This window comes from Bacillus methanolicus (genome assembly GCF_028888695.1).
Classification (GTDB): Bacteria; Bacillota; Bacilli; order Bacillales; family Cytobacillaceae; genus Bacillus_Z; species Bacillus_Z methanolicus_B.
Genome location: NZ_PNFF01000001.1, coordinates 1,575,827 through 1,592,041, shown reverse-complemented (window position 1 = coordinate 1,592,041; position 16,215 = coordinate 1,575,827). Strand labels below are relative to the sequence as shown.

Genomic DNA, 16,215 nt, shown 5'->3' with positions numbered 1-16,215 from the left:
AACCTGTGAAAGAAAATTATGATGTAATTGTTGTCGGCGCAGGTCCGGCCGGAATTTTTGCATGTTATGAACTGACTTTAAAAATGCCTGAAGCAAACGTTTTGCTTGTTGATAAAGGACATGATATATATAGGAGAAATTGCCCGATCCTTCAAAGGAAAATTGAAAAATGCCCGCCGCCGGCAGGAAAAAAAGACTTTGCAGGATGCTTGCCTGCCTGCTCGATCACAAATGGTTTCGGGGGAGCAGGTGCGTACTCAGACGGAAAATTTAACATTACAAGTGAATTCGGCGGCTGGATGACGGACTATCTTCCTGAATCAAAAGTAGTTGAGTTGATTAAATATGTGGATGAAATCAATTTACAGCACGGTGCAACAACAAATATTACCGATCCTATGACAGATAAAGTAAAAGAAATTGAACGCCGCGCATATGCAGCAGGATTAAAGCTGCTAAGAGCACAAGTGCGCCATTTAGGCACAGAACATAACTTGGAGATATTAAAAAGCATCTTTGAATACTTAAAAGAAAAAGTTGACATGGCTTTTAAAACAGAAGTAGAGGATTTATTAACAGAGAAAACAGCGGAAGGCTGGAAAGTGAACGGAATCCAGCTTAAAAATGGCGAAAAGATTACCGCAGAAAAAGTAGTCATTGTGCCGGGACGCGACGGTTCCAAATGGCTGGCTCAGCTGTTAAAATCACGCCGGTTGAAAATGATCAACAACCAGGTCGATATTGGAGTCCGTGTAGAGACTTCCGATATCGTCATGGAAGAGATTAACGAGCACTTGTATGAAGGGAAATTTGTGTTTAATACATCGGTTGGAACAAAAGTACGGACATTTTGCAGCAATCCTTCCGGCCATGTCGTGGTAGAGAATCATTCCGGAACGATGCTGGCAAATGGCCACGCTTTTAGAGACCCGAAATTGGGAAGTAAAAATACGAACTTTGCACTTCTTGTTTCCCATACATTTTCTGAACCATTTGATAAGCCGAATGAATACGCACATGAAATTTCCCGCTTGGCAAACAGCTTATCAAACGGCGGAATTATTGTACAAAAGTACGGAGATCTTTTAAAAGGAAGAAGATCAACGGAGAAAAGAATTAAAGAAGGCTTCATTGAACCTACGCTCAAGGAAGCCGTTCCTGGCGACCTTGGCCTTGTTTTGCCGTATAACACGCTAAAAAGTTTGATCGAAATGACAGAAGCATTGAACCACGTTACGCCGGGCATCGCATCTGAACATACTTTGTTCTATGGTGTAGAAGCGAAATTTTATTCTGCTCGCCCGAAATTAAATGACCGATTTGAAACGGAAATAAGCGGCCTGTATGTTGGAGGAGACGGAGCAGGGATTACGAGAGGGCTGGCGCAGGCAAGTGCGTGCGGTGTCTGGATTGCCCGGGATATTGTTGAAAAAATGAAGCAATCAGGACGCAAAGAGCCGGCATTCGTATAAAAGAACAATATAGAAATAAGAGATCACTCCCGTAATGAATGGGAGTGATTTTTGCATAATAATTAATGAGCAAGATTTTGAAATAACATAAGACTTTCTGGAAGAGACATTAAAGTTTTTCCCGTTTTCCTAAACATTTAGTTTCCGTTACAATGGTTTTAAAAGACAAAGACCAGTTAGTAGGGATGATTTCAGTGGACGTTACTATGAACACGCGCAGAAATTTTTGAGGGGGTTAAAGCTGAAGGTGAATTTTTAATTTTGCAAGCTCCCTTTCATTTTTTGCGGCTTTTTCCCAAATATGATCCTGGTCGGCTTGCATATCTTTTAACTTTGCCTTAATTTCATCCCGCATCGATTTTTGGCCGTCCTCAAGCTTGCCAAGTCTTTCTTCCACTTTGTCAAGTTTTTCTTCCACCTTGTCAAGTCTTTCTTCCACTTTGTCGAGCCTGTTCTCTATTCTGTCCAACTTTTCGCCCATTTGATTTTGTTTATCATTAATGTTCCCGACCATGGAAATCAATGTGGCAAGCATTTCTTCCATTTTGTCAAAACGTTCTTGTGCCATCTTTTTCACCTCCCTATAAGGTAGTATAACTCATTTCAAATTCTTAAGAAATGTATTTCCATTATCAGAGTTAAAAAGCTTATGTACGCTGTTTTTTTCTTTGTTTATGAAAGATTCAATCTTCCATTTCATACAATTTAGTAATTGCTCAATTTTCTTGGAAACGTTTCTAGTATGAATGGAGTGGAAAGGACATGGATCCGTCTTTCTTGATTAAACCTTCTTTGGATGACCAATATCCTATGATTGATTATGGCAAAGGTGTGTTCTTATATGATAAGCAAGGAAAAAAATATTTAGATGCGTCTTCAGGAGCTGTCACCGCCAATATTGGCCATGGAGTGGAAGAAATTATCGAGGCAATGCACGAACAAGCGAAAAAAGTATCATTCGTCTATCGGTCCCAATTTACGAGTGAAGCAGCCGAAAATTTAGCAAGGAAAATTGCTGAAAACTCCATTGGCGACTTAAAATGGTGTTTTTTTGTGAACAGCGGTTCCGAAGCAACCGAAACAGCAATGAAAATTGCAATCCAATATTGGCAGGAAAAAGGGATTCACACAAAAACAAAAGTATTGTCAAGATGGCTCAGCTACCATGGAATTACCCTCGGAGCACTATCGATGTCGGGACATACCGCCAGAAGGGCGAGGTTCGTTCCGCTGCTTGAGGATTTTCCAACGATTCATCCCCCTTATTGCTACCGGTGCCCTTACAATCTGACAGCCCCTGAATGCGGTTATTTATGTGCAAAAGAGCTCGAAACTGCCATCCACCGAATTGGTGCTGATCAAATCGCAGCTTTTATTGCAGAGCCCGTTATTGGAGCTGCTGGCGGTGCGATTTCACCTCCAGAAGGCTATTACAAAATGATCAAAGTAATTTGCGAGAAAAACGATATTCTTTTTATTGCAGATGAAGTGATGACCGGGTTTGGAAGAACGGGAAAAATGTTTGCATGCGAACATTGGGGCATCATTCCGGATTTGATCGCCTTGGGCAAAGGGATGGGAGCCGGGTACACCCCTATTGCAGCAGCGCTCGTGAGTGAAAAAATCATCAAAACAATTGTAAACGGTTCCAAAATGATAATGAGCGGCCACACGTTAAGCGCCAACCCCCAATCTTGTGCAGTATCGCTTTCCGTTCTTGACTATATTGAAAAAAACAAATTGATCGAAGGTGTAGAGCAGAAAAGCGTCTACTTATTTAAAAAGCTGAAAAAACTTCAAAATAAATTTCCCTTCATTGGAGACGTTCGGGGAAAAGGCTTACTAATAGGTCTTGAATTCGTCAAAGATTCACAAAAAACTCCTTTTCCGCGAACCGCCAGACTGACACAGTCGCTGATCGAAATTGCCCAGGAAAACAGTTTGCTGTTGTATCCAGCTGCTGCCGGGACGGATGGAATAAATGGAGATGCCATACTGATTGCTCCGCCACTTACGATTACTATGAAGGAAATCGATGAATTGGTCAGCCTTCTTCAAACTTCCCTTGATCATTTGAATCAAAGAGTTCTGCAACCGATGATGGAAGGGGGCGTTTAAATGGAAAACCCTTTCGGCAAAATTACGACGCTTGAAAAAGTTTTAAAGTATTTTTATGATGGCATGACCATTATGTTTGGCGGTTTCGGCGGGGTCGGCTCACCGCCGACATTAATTGATGGAATTCTTGAAAAAGGAGTCAAGGACTTAACATTAATTGGGAACGATACAGGGTTTCCCTATATCGGCATCGGAAAAATTGTCAGTCAAGGACGTGCAAAGAAAGTAATTGCCTCACATATTGGTTCAAATCCAATCGCCGGCCAAATGATGAATGCAGGTGAATTAGAGGTAGAATTTTCGCCGCAAGGAACGCTGGCCGAAAGGATCCGTGCCGGCGGAGTAGGAATTGCGGCAATATTAACCGATATTGGCATGGATAATGAGCTGGTTACAAAAGACAAAGAAAAAGTCCGGATAAATGGAAAGGAATTCTTGGTAGAAACCGCGCTGACAGCGGAAGTCTCAATTGTTTATGCCAAAAAAGCCGATCCGTATGGAAATTTAATTTATGACAAAAGTGCTCGAAACACAAATCCACTCGTCGCAATGGCCGGTGACATTACAATCGTTGAGGCTGAAGAAATCGTTCCATTAGGGAGTTTACATCCGGAAGAAATTGTTACGCCGGGCGTGTTTGTCGATTTTATCATACCTTCCGGAGGGGTGAATTGGAAATGGGCATGGGAACAGATATAAGAAACCGGATTGCAAAGAGGGCAGCGAAAGAAATAAAAAATGGTATGGTTGTAAACCTGGGGATTGGCATTCCTTCTTTAATCCCTGATCATTTGCCGGATGACATCCACGTCATGTTCCATGCAGAAAACGGTATCGTCGGAATGGGACCATCCCCGCAAAAAGGCATGGAAGACGAAAATTTATGCAACGCCGGAGGATTTCCGGTTTCCATTATCCAGGGCGCATCTTATTGCGACAGCGCCGTTGCTTTTGGAATGATCAGGAAAGGAAGAATCGATATGACTGTTCTAGGAGCATTGCAGGTGAGCAGCCAAGGCGATCTTGCAAATTGGATCGTACCCGGGAAAAAAGTTCCGGGAATGGGGGGAGCAATGGACCTTGCCCAAAAAGCAAAAACAGTCATCGTCGTAATGAGCCATACGGATAAAAACGGACAACCCAAAATCGTAGAAACATGTACACTTCCATTAACCTCCAGACGATGCATTGATTTGATTATTACCGAGATAGCAGTATTTCAAGTGAAAAAAGAACATTTGCTGCTCACCGAAATTTTTGCTCCTTTCACAATTGACGATGTAAAACGACATACAGGCTGTACGTTCAGAATCAGTGAGCAACTCATACAAATCTAGCTGCTTTATTTATTTCATGAAGAAAGGGAGGTAAATATGGAAGAGAAGATAAAGCTGTGGTTAAAAGAAAATAGAGTTAAAGGCATCAAATTGCTGCAAAAACTCGTTCAGGAAGACAGCATGAGAGGAAATGAAAGCCGTGCGCAAGCCATAGTCATCGAAAAATGCAGACGGCTCGGATTTTCGCTTGATATATGGGAAATTGGCGAAGAGAAATTGGTGAACCATCCTGATTTTTGCTCCGACCGAAAGGATTTTTCGGGAAATCCAAATGTGGTTGGTGTTTTAAAAGGGAGCGGTGGAGGAAAGTCAATGATTTTAAACAGCCATATCGACGTTGTTCCGCCGGGAGACAGAAATGACTGGAAAAATGACCCTTTTAGCGGGCACATTGAAGAAGGGAAACTTTATGGCAGGGGTGCAACGGACATGAAAGGCGGAACTGTTGCCATGCTTCTTGCATTGGAGGCCATTATTTCTTCGGGAATAAAGCTAAAAGGAGATGTTATTTTTCAAAGTGTCATTGAAGAAGAGAGCGGAGGGGCCGGCACACTTGCTGCCGTTTTACGAGGATATAAAGCTGACGGGGCGATTATTCCTGAACCTACAAATATGAAACTGTTTCCTAAACAGCAAGGATCGATGTGGTTCCGAATTACAGTGAAAGGGAGATCTGCACACGGTGGAACGAGATATGAAGGTGTCAATGCGATTGAAAAATCGATGGCAGTCATTAAAAAGCTAGAAGAACTTGAGACCAAGCGAAATAAACGAATAACAGATCCTCTTTACGAAAGCATTCCAATCCCGATCCCGATTAATATTGGAAAAATTCAAAGCGGACAATGGCCGTCATCTGTTCCGGATATCGCACTGCTAGAAGGAAGAATGGGTGTTGGACCAGCCGAAACGTTGGAAGAGGCCAAAAAAGAAATGATTGCAAGTCTTGAAGAATTAGCTGAAACCGATGCATGGTTTGCTGATCATCCTTTAACGATTGAATGGTTTGGAGGAAAGTGGCTGCCAGGAAACTTAGAAGCGGATCATCCCCTTATTTCAGTCATCTCTGAAAGCTTTGAGATCGTAAAAAAATCAAAACCTGTGATCGAAGCCTCTCCATGGGGAACAGACGGAGGCATTCTGTCAAATGTCGGCCAAACTCCTGTAGTTGTTTTTGGTCCGGGAGTGACAAAGGCAGCGCATGATGTAAATGAATACATCGTTTTAGAGGATATGTTTGAAACTGCTGAAATAATTGCCTTAACTTTACTGAAATGGTGCGAAATCAGCTAAGATAAGTGACTTCGGGGATAAAACAGATAGAAAGGAGGTGCGGGCTTGAACGATACGTCCCATGTTCTAAGACTAGACAGTGAAAATTATGCGATTGAGGCATATGTTGACCCATTTAATAAACGGCTCAGAGTGGATGATTATGCAGGCAATATTTATGAAGTTTTACAAAAAGCTGAAACACTTTCAACGGAAAAGAAGGCAGAAAAATTGATTATTAAAGCAAGACGCGAAGATTTTACGAATCTGCTAAAATCTTGTTTTCAACTTGAAGCTGTCATTGACCGTTACTTTCTCGGATCTGATGCATATGTATTTACAAAATATTTTACAGACGAACGAAAAAGGTCAAATCATTGGATAAAAGAAGATGAAATCGTCCAACATGTTGCTTCTTTGGAACGGCAATTACAGCAAGCGGCGCCTCCAAAGGAATATGTCCTTCAAAAAGTTCGGAAAACGGATGCGAATGCGCTTGCAAAATTGTATAAAGATGTATTTGAAGTGTATCCAACACCATTGCATGATCCCGAATATATTAAGAAAACAATAAGGGACGGAACGGTGTATTATTGCTTTCGCTTCAATGGAAAAATTGTCAGTGCTGCTTCCGCTGAAGTGCAGCCAATCTACAAAAATGCGGAATTAACGGATTGCGCTACGCTTAAAGAACATCGCAAACACGGATTAATGAAAATTCTGCTTCAAAAACTTGAAGAAGAGTTGAAATCAAACGGAATTTTCCACGTCTATACAATTGCGAGAGCACTTTCGGTCGGAATGAATGCTGCATTTCATCAGCTTGGCTATACGTACAGGGGAAGGCTGATAAATAATTGCTATATATTTGATAAGCTGGAAGACATGAATGTTTGGTGCAAAAACTTGTCAATTTCATAAAAGTGCTGAATTTCCGGCATCAACATGACTAATGTTCGGCACTGTCTCATATGATTGTATTGGGATGGTGAACAAAATGCACGGAATGAATATGACGAAAGAAGTACTGGGAGCAATCTTAAAAAGCATTGACGAAGGAATACACGTTGTCGACATAGAAGGAATAACGATCTTTTACAACGGGGTGGCAGCTAAGCATGACGGTCTTGAAATCGATGAAGTCATTGGCAAGCCTCTTCTTGAAATTTTTCCATCATTAAATGAAAAAACAAGTACATTGTTAAAAGTAACAAAAACAATGAAACCAATCTATAACCAGACTCAAAGTTATGTAAATATGCACGGAAAAAGAATCGAAACGATCAATACGACATTGCCGATCATTGTGGACGGAAAAATGATTGGCGCTGTTGAAATTGCCAAAGACTACTCAAGATTAAAGCTATTGTCGGAACGGCTCCTTGATTTGCAAAGAGAGATCAAAAGACCCGCCGAAAAAAAGCAAAAAAGTAATAGTGTAAAGTTTACTTTTGAAAATTTGCTGACGAAAAACCCCAATTTTCAAAAAATAAAAGACGAAGCAATAAAATTAGCAAGCTCGGATTCTCCAATTTTAGTGTATGGCGAAAGCGGTACGGGAAAGGAATTGTTTGTCCAGGGCATTCACCATGCTTCAAGGCGGGCTAAGGGACCATTTATCGCTCAAAACTGTGCCGCGATTCCTGAAACGCTTCTTGAAAGCGTTTTATTCGGTACAGCAAAAGGCAGCTATACGGGGGCTGTTGACAGACCCGGTCTATTTGAATTAGCTGATGGGGGAACATTATTCCTGGATGAACTTCATACAATGCCGATCGAACTCCAAGCGAAATTGCTCCGGGTGCTCGAAGAAGGTTCGGTGAGGAGGATCGGCGGGGCGAACACGATACCGGTCAATACACGGGTAATTGCAGCCATGAATATCCATCCGCGACTTGCTATGGAAAAAGAAAAACTTCGTTCAGATTTATTTTACAGGCTAAATGTGCTTGCATTTGGACTTCTTCCATTAAGGGAAAGACCGGAAGATATTATGTATTTAACAAGGCACTTTATCGATTTCTACAACAAAGTGCTGAATAAAGCCGTAAAAGGTGCCGATAGGGAAGTAACAAATTTATTTGCCTCATACGAATGGCCGGGAAACGTACGGGAATTGAAGCATACTGTAGAATATATGATGAATATTTGTGAAGAGGAATATCTTACAAAAGATGAATTCCCTGCTATGTTAAAACAGCAGTTCGCCTCTTATTCTTTTGAAAAAGGTTATTCTTTGCGTGAAAATGTACAACAGCTGGAAATGGAGCTGATTAAAAAAGCGATGACCGATGCAGCAGGCAATATCAAACAAGCTGCTCGATTGCTCGGAATTCCCCGGCAAACTTTACAATATAAGCTGCAAAAATTTTCTCTTACAGGTGCTGAATAATCGGCGCTTTTTTTTCGAAATCCCCTAAACAACCGATCCATATGACAGATGAAAACAAATTCTTCTCAGTATCAAAGCATGGAATAAGGATATTTATAAAGTTGGCATAAAACTTGCATGTGTTAATAGGTAAAGTGGTTTGGGAGGAATGAAAATGAAACAAACATTATATAAACCGAAAAGGCATTGGAAAGAAATTGAACTATGGAAAAATGTAACAGACGAACAGTGGAATGATTGGATTTGGCAGCTCACAAACACGATCAGGACGCTCGATGATTTAAAAAAGGTGATTAACCTTACACCTGATGAAGAAGAGGGAGTTCGTATCTCAGCGAAAACAATCCCGTTAAATATTACCCCATATTATGCTTCTTTAATGAATCCCGATGATCCGCGCTGCCCGATTAGAATGCAGTCCGTGCCTATTTCAAAGGAAATCTATAAAACAAAGTATGATTTAGAGGATCCATTGCACGAAGATGAAGATTCCCCTGCTCCAGGTTTGACCCACCGCTATCCGGACCGCGTATTGTTTTTGGTAACAAATCAATGTTCCATGTACTGCCGCTACTGTACAAGGAGAAGGTTTTCCGGACAAATCGGCATGGGTGTGCCTAAGAAGCAGCTTGATGCAGCGATTGATTACATCAAGCGGACTCCTGAAGTGAGAGACGTTCTCATATCCGGTGGTGATGGCCTGCTTATTAATGATACAATCCTCGAATATATTTTGAAAAATTTGCGCGCGATTGATCATGTGGAAATTATTCGCATCGGTACGAGGGCACCTGTAGTCTTTCCGCAGCGGATTACAGAAAACCTTTGCAGCATTATAAAAAAATACCATCCAATTTGGCTGAATACACATTTTAATACATCTATTGAAATCACGGAAGAATCGAAAAAAGCGTGTGAAATGCTGGCTGATGCCGGGGTGCCGGTCGGCAACCAAGCGGTTATTTTGGCAGGAATAAATGACAGTGTGCCGATTATGAAAAAATTGATGCACGACCTGGTCATGATCCGAGTACGGCCATACTATATTTACCAGTGCGACTTATCCGAGGGAATCGGCCATTTCCGTGCACCGGTTTCAAAAGGACTGGAAATTATCGAAGGCTTAAGAGGTCACACTTCTGGTTATGCCGTGCCGACTTTTGTCATCGACGCACCTGGTGGTGGGGGAAAAATCGGGCTGCAGCCGAATTATTTAATTTCGCAAAGCGCCGAAAAAGTAGTTCTGCGCAATTTTGAAGGTGTGATTACCACATATCCGGAACCGGAAAATTATGTTCCCGGCCGTGCCGAAGATTATTTTAAGGAGATTTATCCGGATATGGAAGAGAAAAGGTCTCATCATGGAATCGCTGGATTAATGAATGACGCCCAGTTTAATCTTGTACCGGAAGGGCTTACCCGTCTGAACCGAAGAAAGAGCTATGAACAGGATCCTCTTCATGCTTCACTGAAAGACAAGCGGGAAAAGAGAGATGAATTAAAGGAGAAAAAGTTCCTTTCCCAACAAGCAAAATATAGTAAAAAAAGCGGGGAAAGCAAAACGAATGAAGATGCGAACTAATCGTTTGATGGAAAAATTTTATGATGGGAGGGTTCGGAATGGAAGAAAATTGTTTATGGTGCCAAAGTAAGAACATTACTAAGGAAAAAACGAAAGTTTATTGGGAACTGCCTGATGGAACAAAGGCGATTGAAATCAGTGAAACTCCGTCAATTTCTTGCCATGATTGTCAAATGGTGTATCAGTCGGACGATACCGTAAAAGAAATTGAGAACCAATTGTTTATCATCAATACCCGGCTTCTCGGTAAATCGGTCACTTATCATGAACTGATGAACATGCCGAAACTGTTAAAAAGAAATTATTTCGATTTTTTATCATAAAATTTTTAGCAACCCCAAAAAGGGTTGTTTTTTGTTTGAAACTTTTATATTATGTTGGACTAAAGGGCGAGGAATCGTTTATAGTATGAACCATAAAAGTTATCAGAATTTCACAATTTTTTTATTATCATCATATTGATTAGGTAAAGTCTTCGACATTTTAAATTTTTTTACAGGCAGGAGTTTAACATGGCAAAATCATTTTATCATTTTCTTATGAAATACCGGCATCCGGAGCCGAAAGATGAGATTAGCAAATTCGCTAACCATGCGTATGAAGATCACAGCTTTCCGAAAGGATCTGCCGATTACGATGAAATAAGTTCGTATTTAGAATTGAATGGCCACTATTTGGACAGCATGTCAACGTTTGATGAAGCGTGGGAATTATACGTATTGTCAGAAGGATAGAGGTATGAACGTATTATTAAAAGAAAATAGGTCAAACCCGGCAAAACAGCAACAGTGCTTGTGAAAGGTGTAACAGCAGGCAAATGAAATAAAAGTTTATAATCGTTCGATGAACTTCCAACATCACATCGCCTTATTAAAAAAAGGCGATTTTTTCATGCTTTTTATAATTGGCGATTTATTTCTCCTCGCATATATTATGATAAGAATTATTCACGACTAATCATTGAGAGGATGGAGGATATGGACAAACAAGAAAAACCAAAATATAAAATCGGTGATACGGTCGTGATCACAATATATGGAACGGTTGGAAAAGTAACAGATGTAAAATACTTAAGCGGAGTGTATGTTTATGAAATTAATAACAGCGAAGGTTTATATATGGAATCCAGCTTGCAAGAGCTTTCTGAATATGAAGGAGAAATAATTGAAAAAGAACATATTGATATAGATTATAAGTATTTATTTGGCGACCTTGTCCATGTTAAAGGGTACGGAGCAGAATTATTTAAGGTCGTCGGCTTCCGGACAGAAATTTGGCGATACAAAGACAATGCATGGGAAGACGTGATATACGAATTATCGAGGGTCAGTGATGGAGAATGGCTGGAAGCCGGTGAGGATGAGCTTACCCTTGTGGCTGACGCAGAAAGTGCGGATACTTTTATTCAAAAGCTAGGTCTATTGTCATACGTGAATAAACAACCAGACCTTCTTGCTCAAAAAAAGCCGGAAACGAAAAATTCGTTCCGCAAAGGCGAAAAGGAATACTTAAAGAAAAAATACGAGCGAAAAGAATTGATCGACGGCTTACTTGATATTTATAACGATTACCGTAGTTTATACGAAATGTTTCATGACAAAGAATATGAACAAGTGATGCGGGTAGTGATTCGAAAGCTGGAAATGATCGTAAAAGGCGATTGAAAAGCAACGCGTTAGAACAATGAATGAAACTGTATGAATACGTAACAAAGAAACGGCAATCCTAGCAAAATGGTGAATTTGAAAAGAAGATCAGTAATTTTTCCAAAAGCTTCAATTAGTTTACTGTCTTCCTGATTAACATCTTCCCTAAATTTTTCTGTCAAATCCCTCAAACGCGCCATAGAATAACCTCCAATGTAAGATCTATAATTCATGCTTATGCTTGTCCGATTGAAAAATGCTTATTACGGAAAGATTTTTAATTACAATGCCTGCATGAAAAATGAATGAGCAACATACATTTTGTAAAAAGGGGGCGATGCTGTGAGAGAAATCGAAGTATTTATCGATACGGAGGAAATTGCAGAATTTTTCTTTCAGGAGCTTTTGAAAAGGGGATTCGTTCCCTCTAAAGTGGAACTGGAGGAACTTGCAGATATTACCTTCGAATATTTAGTGGAGAAGTGCATTATCGATGAAGAGATTGAAGACTTTTGAAAAATGACGGGTTCTAAACCCGTCATTTTCATTGAAACCGTTTTTTGGAGGAAATCTATCATATGAAAAAATGATTATGGAACGTTCTCAAAGTTAGATGAAACTTTCACAGAGAAAGTTCGTAAATACATAATGAAAATGAATAAAGAGGTGAATGAGGGTGTCAATTTTTAAAAAGGTTTTTGCCAGTATCGGGATTGGAGCTGCAGCAGTAGATACAAAGCTTGAAAAAGACACGCTGACAGCAGGAGAAGAAGTGCGGGGAGCAGTTGAAATTCGAGGCGGAAGCATCGAGCAGAAAATCGATGAAATATACCTAAGTCTTTATACAACTTTTATAAAAGAAGTGGATGACAAAAAATTTACGGATACAGCTCTTATTGATCGTTTTCGTCTTACAGAATCATTTACAATCCATCCAAATGAAACAAAAATAATGCCTTTTTCTTTCAGGCTTCCGGACGATACTCCAATTACAGCAGGAAAAACTAAAATATGGATTTCAACAGGACTTGATATTAAGAATGCGGTTGACCCAACAGATAAGGATTTTATTAAAGTGCTGCCTAACCCGGTTATGAATGCTGTTTTTCAGGCAGTTTCAAACCTTGGTTTCAGGCTGCGAGAAGCAGAATGTGAAGAAGCGCCTTTCCGAATGCGCCGGCGTTTGCCGATTATTCAGGAATTTGAATTTGTCCCTGTTTCCGGGCCGTTCAGGGGCCGTCTGGACGAGCTGGAGCTTGTCTTTTTCCCTGCATCAGGCGGTGCAATGGATTTAATCATGCAAGTTGACCGGCGTGCGAGAGGGCTTGGAGGATTTCTTGCAGAAGCACTGGAAATGGATGAAACAAATGTAAGGGTAACAGTATCACCATCCGATATACCAAACATGCAGCAAAAAATTTCTTCTGTTATTCAAAGATTTTCGTAATTAAATAGAGCTTAAGCGATGGAGCAGTTGCTTCATCGTTTTTTTTTTTGCACTTTTTATACTAGAACCGCAAATTTCTAGAAAAAAACATAGGTAAAAATCACTTATCGACAAAAATAGAATTATTTAGATAAAGGAATCGACATGAGCAAACGCTAACTATAAAGATAAATGAATTCGATGATAAATGGAGGGAAAAGGATGCTGAAACAACTTGTGAGGAAAAGGCAAAAGGAGTATGATGTAACCATTTTTCAGACTCCTATTTTTAGGCAATATAAAGGTTACAGACAAGTTTACCGGTTAACTGTTGAAAGCACAAACCATGAAAACTGTCTTAACGAGACATTCATGCTTTTCAATGTGCCGGATGCCATTCCTTCGGATTTCAACGGAAGATTTTTAGGCACAGGTGATATATTATTAATTGATGAAGGGTTAAAGGGGCAGCATTATTACCAGCTGAAGCCGGGTGGCTGGCAAAAAATAAATCGAATTCATATTCGATAAGGTCCGACCCAAAAGGCAAAAAATCCTTTTGGGTCAGTTTTTTTGTTGAATTTAATCGATCAATCTCATGGATATGGTTTTTATCGACCAATTTTCATGATTTATCGACCACTTTTCACGATATATCGACCACTCCCATGATTTACTAACAAAATCTCACTTATTGATGATTGCCCGGTCCATTTTTTCTTCCGGTTGCTGTTTGTTCTTTCGCGTGTGCTTCATGTTCGGCTACAATCACTTCAGCAGAGATATGATTATTTTTCTTAGGCGAGTTAATTCGATTCCGATGCTTTTTTCCCATCGTGTTCCTCCGATTTATAGTTTTTCTCTGTCGCTTTTCGATGAAGCAGGTTTTGTCCTGCTTCTCGAGGACGGATTTGTTTGATTGGCGTGTTCTACAGCCTGTTCAAGTTTTTTGCTCATTTTTTGCTTTGGCATGATTGAACCCTCCTTTGATAAAGCTACTTTTAGCTTCCCCTAAACGAATGATCTCATGCCGCCAGGTAAGATTTTTCAGCTTGACAAGAATATGATATAGTTTGAATTGGTGAAGGTTTATAGCGGTAATACTTCATAAAATTGGAGGTTAAGGGAAATGAGTATACATATTGGCGCAAAAGAAAATGAAGTAGCAGAAACAGTGCTTTTGCCCGGAGACCCTTTGCGGGCAAAATATATTGCCGAAACTTTTCTAGAAAATGCCCATTGCTATAATGAAGTGCGAAATATGTTCGGGTATACCGGCACCTATAAAGGTAAACGCATTTCTGTTCAAGGAACAGGCATGGGTGTTCCTTCCATTTCAATCTATATAAATGAGTTAATGCAAAGCTATAATGTGCAAAATTTGATCCGCGTCGGAACATGCGGAGCGATTCAAAAAGATGTGAAAGTCCGGGATGTCATTTTGGCAATGAGCGCATCGACCGATTCACAAATGAACCGAATTACATTTGGCGGCGTCGACTATGCACCGACAGCAAACTTTGAATTATTAAAGAACGCTTACGAAGTTGGAGTCGAAAAAGGATTAAATTTAAAAGTCGGGAATGTATTTACAGCGGACATGTTTTATAATGATAATGCAGAGCATGAAAAATGGGCGCAATATCAAATTTTAGCGATTGAAATGGAAACTGCAGCACTGTATACTCTTGCAGCAAAATTCGGACGAAAAGCATTATCTGTTCTGACAGTCAGCGACCATATTTTAACTGGTGAAGAAACAACTGCAGAAGAAAGACAGACAACATTTAATGATATGATTGAAGTGGCATTGGAAGCTGCTGTGAAAATGTAAACAACTTCTTGACGCGATTAGAAAAGATGCCTGAAATGTCAGGTATCTTTTTTGCCTTTTATTCGGAATTTTTTGCAATGTTAGTTTTCTTGACGAGTCATGTTAAAATAGGTATTGCATGATTTTCAATGACTTACTAGACAGGTGGATGATATGAAAAAAATGATTTTGATCTTAGGAACCTGTATGATTTTGGCTGGTTGCAGCAAGTTGGAGAATATTCCGTTTTTTAAAAAAATGGACGGAACAGCAGAAGAACAGAATAATCAACTGAAAAATGAAATTGGTTCAAACCCCGGACAATCGGACAATTCAATTACTCTTAAGGCAAAGTACTTTAATCAGATTAAACAAGTGAATGGAATGTATGTGATACAAAATCCGGCCAATGTCATGGCACTTGTAAATCACCAATTTGCACTCCCGAGTACGTATGCCCCAAATGATTTAGTAAGACCGAAAGTTGCATTTTCATTTGGAGATCAAAATATTGAAAAAAGCTATTTGCGTAAAAAAGCTGCCGATGCGCTGGAAAAAATGTTCGCAGAAGCAAAAAAACAAAATATTGAATTATATGCCGTATCCGGCTATCGTTCCTATGAAAGGCAGGAAGATCTATTTCACGCTGAAATTAACCGAATCGGCAAGGAAAAAGCAGTTCAGGCAGTTGCCGTTCCCGGTACAAGTGAACATCAGACCGGACTTGCCATCGATATTTCAAGCAAAAGCGTAAACTTAGAACTTACGGAAGAATTTGGAACAACTCCGGAAGGAATATGGCTTGCTAAAAATGCTCATAAATTTGGATTCATCCTTCGCTATCCAAAAGATAAAGAGTCAATTACAGGCTATCAGTACGAGCCGTGGCACTTTCGATATGTTGGAATGAAAGCAGCAAAAATCATTTATGAAAAGAATTTAACATTGGAAGAATACTTTAATATCGTTGAAAAAATTTAAGTTTAAATGAAGTTCGATCGAATGCGATCGAACTTCATTTAACCCTCTATGAGAGTCGAAAGTGGTTATCTTTACCTAGATAATCTTTTTTTATTCTCTTTGTCTAGGGAATCCAATCGGGTTTGTAGTACACCCTCCACCTCTTTTCGCCGGAATAAGGTAAGTTCATTGCTTTA

Annotated in this window: 20 protein-coding genes; 16 read left to right on the top strand and 4 right to left on the bottom strand. The window is 39.9% G+C overall.

Features of this window, described 5'->3' with window-relative positions; genetic code table 11:
- The first annotated feature begins 5 nt into the window (after positions 1-5).
- Positions 6-1,472 (top strand): NAD(P)/FAD-dependent oxidoreductase, encoded by a 1,467-nt coding sequence (locus tag C0966_RS07935; protein WP_274854739.1) that lies wholly within the window; start codon positions 6-8, stop codon positions 1,470-1,472.
- A 235-nt stretch (positions 1,473-1,707) separates the two neighbouring features.
- Here the strand turns inward: C0966_RS07935 and C0966_RS07930 are convergent, their stop codons facing one another.
- Positions 1,708-2,040 (bottom strand): hypothetical protein, encoded by a 333-nt coding sequence (locus tag C0966_RS07930; protein WP_274854737.1) that lies wholly within the window; start codon positions 2,038-2,040, stop codon positions 1,708-1,710.
- 194 nt (positions 2,041-2,234) lie between these two features.
- Here C0966_RS07930 and C0966_RS07925 point away from each other — a divergent pair, with 194 nt between their 5' ends.
- From C0966_RS07925 to C0966_RS07880, 10 genes are all read left to right on the top strand, one after another.
- On the top strand, positions 2,235-3,590 hold the full coding sequence (locus C0966_RS07925) for an aspartate aminotransferase family protein (RefSeq protein ID WP_274854736.1): 1,356 nt from the start codon (positions 2,235-2,237) through the stop codon (positions 3,588-3,590).
- Positions 3,591-4,289: a CoA transferase subunit A gene (locus C0966_RS07920; RefSeq protein ID WP_274854735.1), complete on the top strand. Its 699-nt coding sequence runs from the start codon at positions 3,591-3,593 to the stop codon at positions 4,287-4,289.
- Positions 4,268-4,927, top strand: a complete 660-nt coding sequence (locus C0966_RS07915; protein ID WP_274854734.1) for a 3-oxoacid CoA-transferase subunit B — start codon at positions 4,268-4,270, stop codon at positions 4,925-4,927. The genes C0966_RS07920 and C0966_RS07915 overlap by 22 nt, the downstream gene beginning before the upstream one ends.
- Positions 4,928-4,963: 36 nt before the next feature.
- Positions 4,964-6,220, top strand: coding sequence for a peptidase (locus C0966_RS07910; protein ID WP_274854733.1), 1,257 nt, complete (start codon positions 4,964-4,966; stop codon positions 6,218-6,220).
- Positions 6,221-6,265: 45 nt separating this feature from the next.
- Positions 6,266-7,120, top strand: coding sequence for a putative beta-lysine N-acetyltransferase (gene ablB / locus C0966_RS07905; protein WP_274854732.1), 855 nt, complete (start codon positions 6,266-6,268; stop codon positions 7,118-7,120).
- A gap of 76 nt (positions 7,121-7,196) precedes the next feature.
- Entirely contained in the window at positions 7,197-8,591 is a 1,395-nt protein-coding gene (locus tag C0966_RS07900; RefSeq protein WP_274854731.1) for a sigma-54 interaction domain-containing protein, read from the top strand.
- A 154-nt stretch (positions 8,592-8,745) separates the two neighbouring features.
- Complete coding sequence (gene ablA, locus C0966_RS07895) at positions 8,746-10,173, top strand: lysine 2,3-aminomutase (protein WP_274854730.1); 1,428 nt, start codon at positions 8,746-8,748, stop codon at positions 10,171-10,173.
- A 38-nt stretch (positions 10,174-10,211) separates the two neighbouring features.
- Positions 10,212-10,496, top strand: coding sequence for a YokU family protein (locus C0966_RS07890; protein WP_274854729.1), 285 nt, complete (start codon positions 10,212-10,214; stop codon positions 10,494-10,496).
- A 189-nt stretch (positions 10,497-10,685) separates the two neighbouring features.
- Entirely contained in the window at positions 10,686-10,907 is a 222-nt protein-coding gene (locus C0966_RS07885; protein ID WP_274854728.1) for a YozE family protein, read from the top strand.
- A gap of 243 nt (positions 10,908-11,150) precedes the next feature.
- Positions 11,151-11,837, top strand: coding sequence for a hypothetical protein (locus C0966_RS07880; protein WP_274854726.1), 687 nt, complete (start codon positions 11,151-11,153; stop codon positions 11,835-11,837).
- An 11-nt stretch (positions 11,838-11,848) separates the two neighbouring features.
- Here the strand turns inward: C0966_RS07880 and C0966_RS07875 are convergent, their stop codons facing one another.
- Positions 11,849-12,019 (bottom strand): hypothetical protein, encoded by a 171-nt coding sequence (locus C0966_RS07875; protein ID WP_274854725.1) that lies wholly within the window; start codon positions 12,017-12,019, stop codon positions 11,849-11,851.
- A 142-nt stretch (positions 12,020-12,161) separates the two neighbouring features.
- Between C0966_RS07875 and C0966_RS07870 the strand changes: the two genes are divergently transcribed.
- From C0966_RS07870 to C0966_RS07860, 3 genes are all read left to right on the top strand, one after another.
- Entirely contained in the window at positions 12,162-12,335 is a 174-nt protein-coding gene (locus C0966_RS07870) for a YozD family protein (protein ID WP_274854724.1), read from the top strand.
- Positions 12,336-12,495: 160 nt separating this feature from the next.
- Positions 12,496-13,266, top strand: a complete 771-nt coding sequence (locus C0966_RS07865; RefSeq protein ID WP_274854723.1) for a sporulation protein — start codon at positions 12,496-12,498, stop codon at positions 13,264-13,266.
- A gap of 201 nt (positions 13,267-13,467) precedes the next feature.
- The gene (locus C0966_RS07860) at positions 13,468-13,776 is read left to right on the top strand and encodes a hypothetical protein (RefSeq protein ID WP_274854722.1); all 309 of its coding nucleotides are present in this window, start codon (positions 13,468-13,470) and stop codon (positions 13,774-13,776) included.
- Between the two features lie 160 nt (positions 13,777-13,936).
- Here the strand turns inward: C0966_RS07860 and C0966_RS07855 are convergent, their stop codons facing one another.
- The gene (locus C0966_RS07855; RefSeq protein WP_274854721.1) at positions 13,937-14,080 is read right to left on the bottom strand and encodes a hypothetical protein; all 144 of its coding nucleotides are present in this window, start codon (positions 14,078-14,080) and stop codon (positions 13,937-13,939) included.
- Between the two features lie 14 nt (positions 14,081-14,094).
- Complete coding sequence (locus C0966_RS07850; RefSeq protein ID WP_004437064.1) at positions 14,095-14,217, bottom strand: hypothetical protein; 123 nt, start codon at positions 14,215-14,217, stop codon at positions 14,095-14,097.
- A 157-nt stretch (positions 14,218-14,374) separates the two neighbouring features.
- Between C0966_RS07850 and deoD the strand changes: the two genes are divergently transcribed.
- Positions 14,375-15,079 carry a purine-nucleoside phosphorylase gene (gene deoD / locus C0966_RS07845; RefSeq protein WP_274854720.1) on the top strand — a complete coding sequence of 235 codons (705 nt, stop codon included), beginning with the start codon at positions 14,375-14,377 and terminating at the stop codon, positions 15,077-15,079.
- A gap of 153 nt (positions 15,080-15,232) precedes the next feature.
- The gene (locus C0966_RS07840) at positions 15,233-16,039 is read left to right on the top strand and encodes a M15 family metallopeptidase (protein ID WP_274854719.1); all 807 of its coding nucleotides are present in this window, start codon (positions 15,233-15,235) and stop codon (positions 16,037-16,039) included.
- Positions 16,040-16,215: the final 176 nt, after the last annotated feature.

What these genes read in the sequence shown, in the direction of transcription:
- C0966_RS07930 (WP_274854737.1), bottom strand. Translation starts at nt 2,040, where the DNA reads ATGGCACAAGAACGTTTTGACAAAATGGAAGAAATGCTTGCCACATTG.
- C0966_RS07925 (WP_274854736.1), top strand. Translation starts at nt 2,235, where the DNA reads ATGGATCCGTCTTTCTTGATTAAACCTTCTTTGGATGACCAATATCCT.
- C0966_RS07920 (WP_274854735.1), top strand. Translation starts at nt 3,591, where the DNA reads ATGGAAAACCCTTTCGGCAAAATTACGACGCTTGAAAAAGTTTTAAAG.
- C0966_RS07915 (WP_274854734.1), top strand. Translation starts at nt 4,268, where the DNA reads ATGGGCATGGGAACAGATATAAGAAACCGGATTGCAAAGAGGGCAGCG.
- C0966_RS07910 (WP_274854733.1), top strand. Translation starts at nt 4,964, where the DNA reads ATGGAAGAGAAGATAAAGCTGTGGTTAAAAGAAAATAGAGTTAAAGGC.
- C0966_RS07900 (WP_274854731.1), top strand. Translation starts at nt 7,197, where the DNA reads ATGCACGGAATGAATATGACGAAAGAAGTACTGGGAGCAATCTTAAAA.
- ablA (WP_274854730.1), top strand. Translation starts at nt 8,746, where the DNA reads ATGAAACAAACATTATATAAACCGAAAAGGCATTGGAAAGAAATTGAA.
- C0966_RS07890 (WP_274854729.1), top strand. Translation starts at nt 10,212, where the DNA reads ATGGAAGAAAATTGTTTATGGTGCCAAAGTAAGAACATTACTAAGGAA.
- C0966_RS07885 (WP_274854728.1), top strand. Translation starts at nt 10,686, where the DNA reads ATGGCAAAATCATTTTATCATTTTCTTATGAAATACCGGCATCCGGAG.
- C0966_RS07880 (WP_274854726.1), top strand. Translation starts at nt 11,151, where the DNA reads ATGGACAAACAAGAAAAACCAAAATATAAAATCGGTGATACGGTCGTG.
- C0966_RS07875 (WP_274854725.1), bottom strand. Translation starts at nt 12,019, where the DNA reads ATGGCGCGTTTGAGGGATTTGACAGAAAAATTTAGGGAAGATGTTAAT.
- C0966_RS07860 (WP_274854722.1), top strand. Translation starts at nt 13,468, where the DNA reads ATGCTGAAACAACTTGTGAGGAAAAGGCAAAAGGAGTATGATGTAACC.
- C0966_RS07855 (WP_274854721.1), bottom strand. Translation starts at nt 14,080, where the DNA reads ATGGGAAAAAAGCATCGGAATCGAATTAACTCGCCTAAGAAAAATAAT.
- C0966_RS07850 (WP_004437064.1), bottom strand. Translation starts at nt 14,217, where the DNA reads ATGCCAAAGCAAAAAATGAGCAAAAAACTTGAACAGGCTGTAGAACAC.
- deoD (WP_274854720.1), top strand. Translation starts at nt 14,375, where the DNA reads ATGAGTATACATATTGGCGCAAAAGAAAATGAAGTAGCAGAAACAGTG.
- C0966_RS07840 (WP_274854719.1), top strand. Translation starts at nt 15,233, where the DNA reads ATGAAAAAAATGATTTTGATCTTAGGAACCTGTATGATTTTGGCTGGT.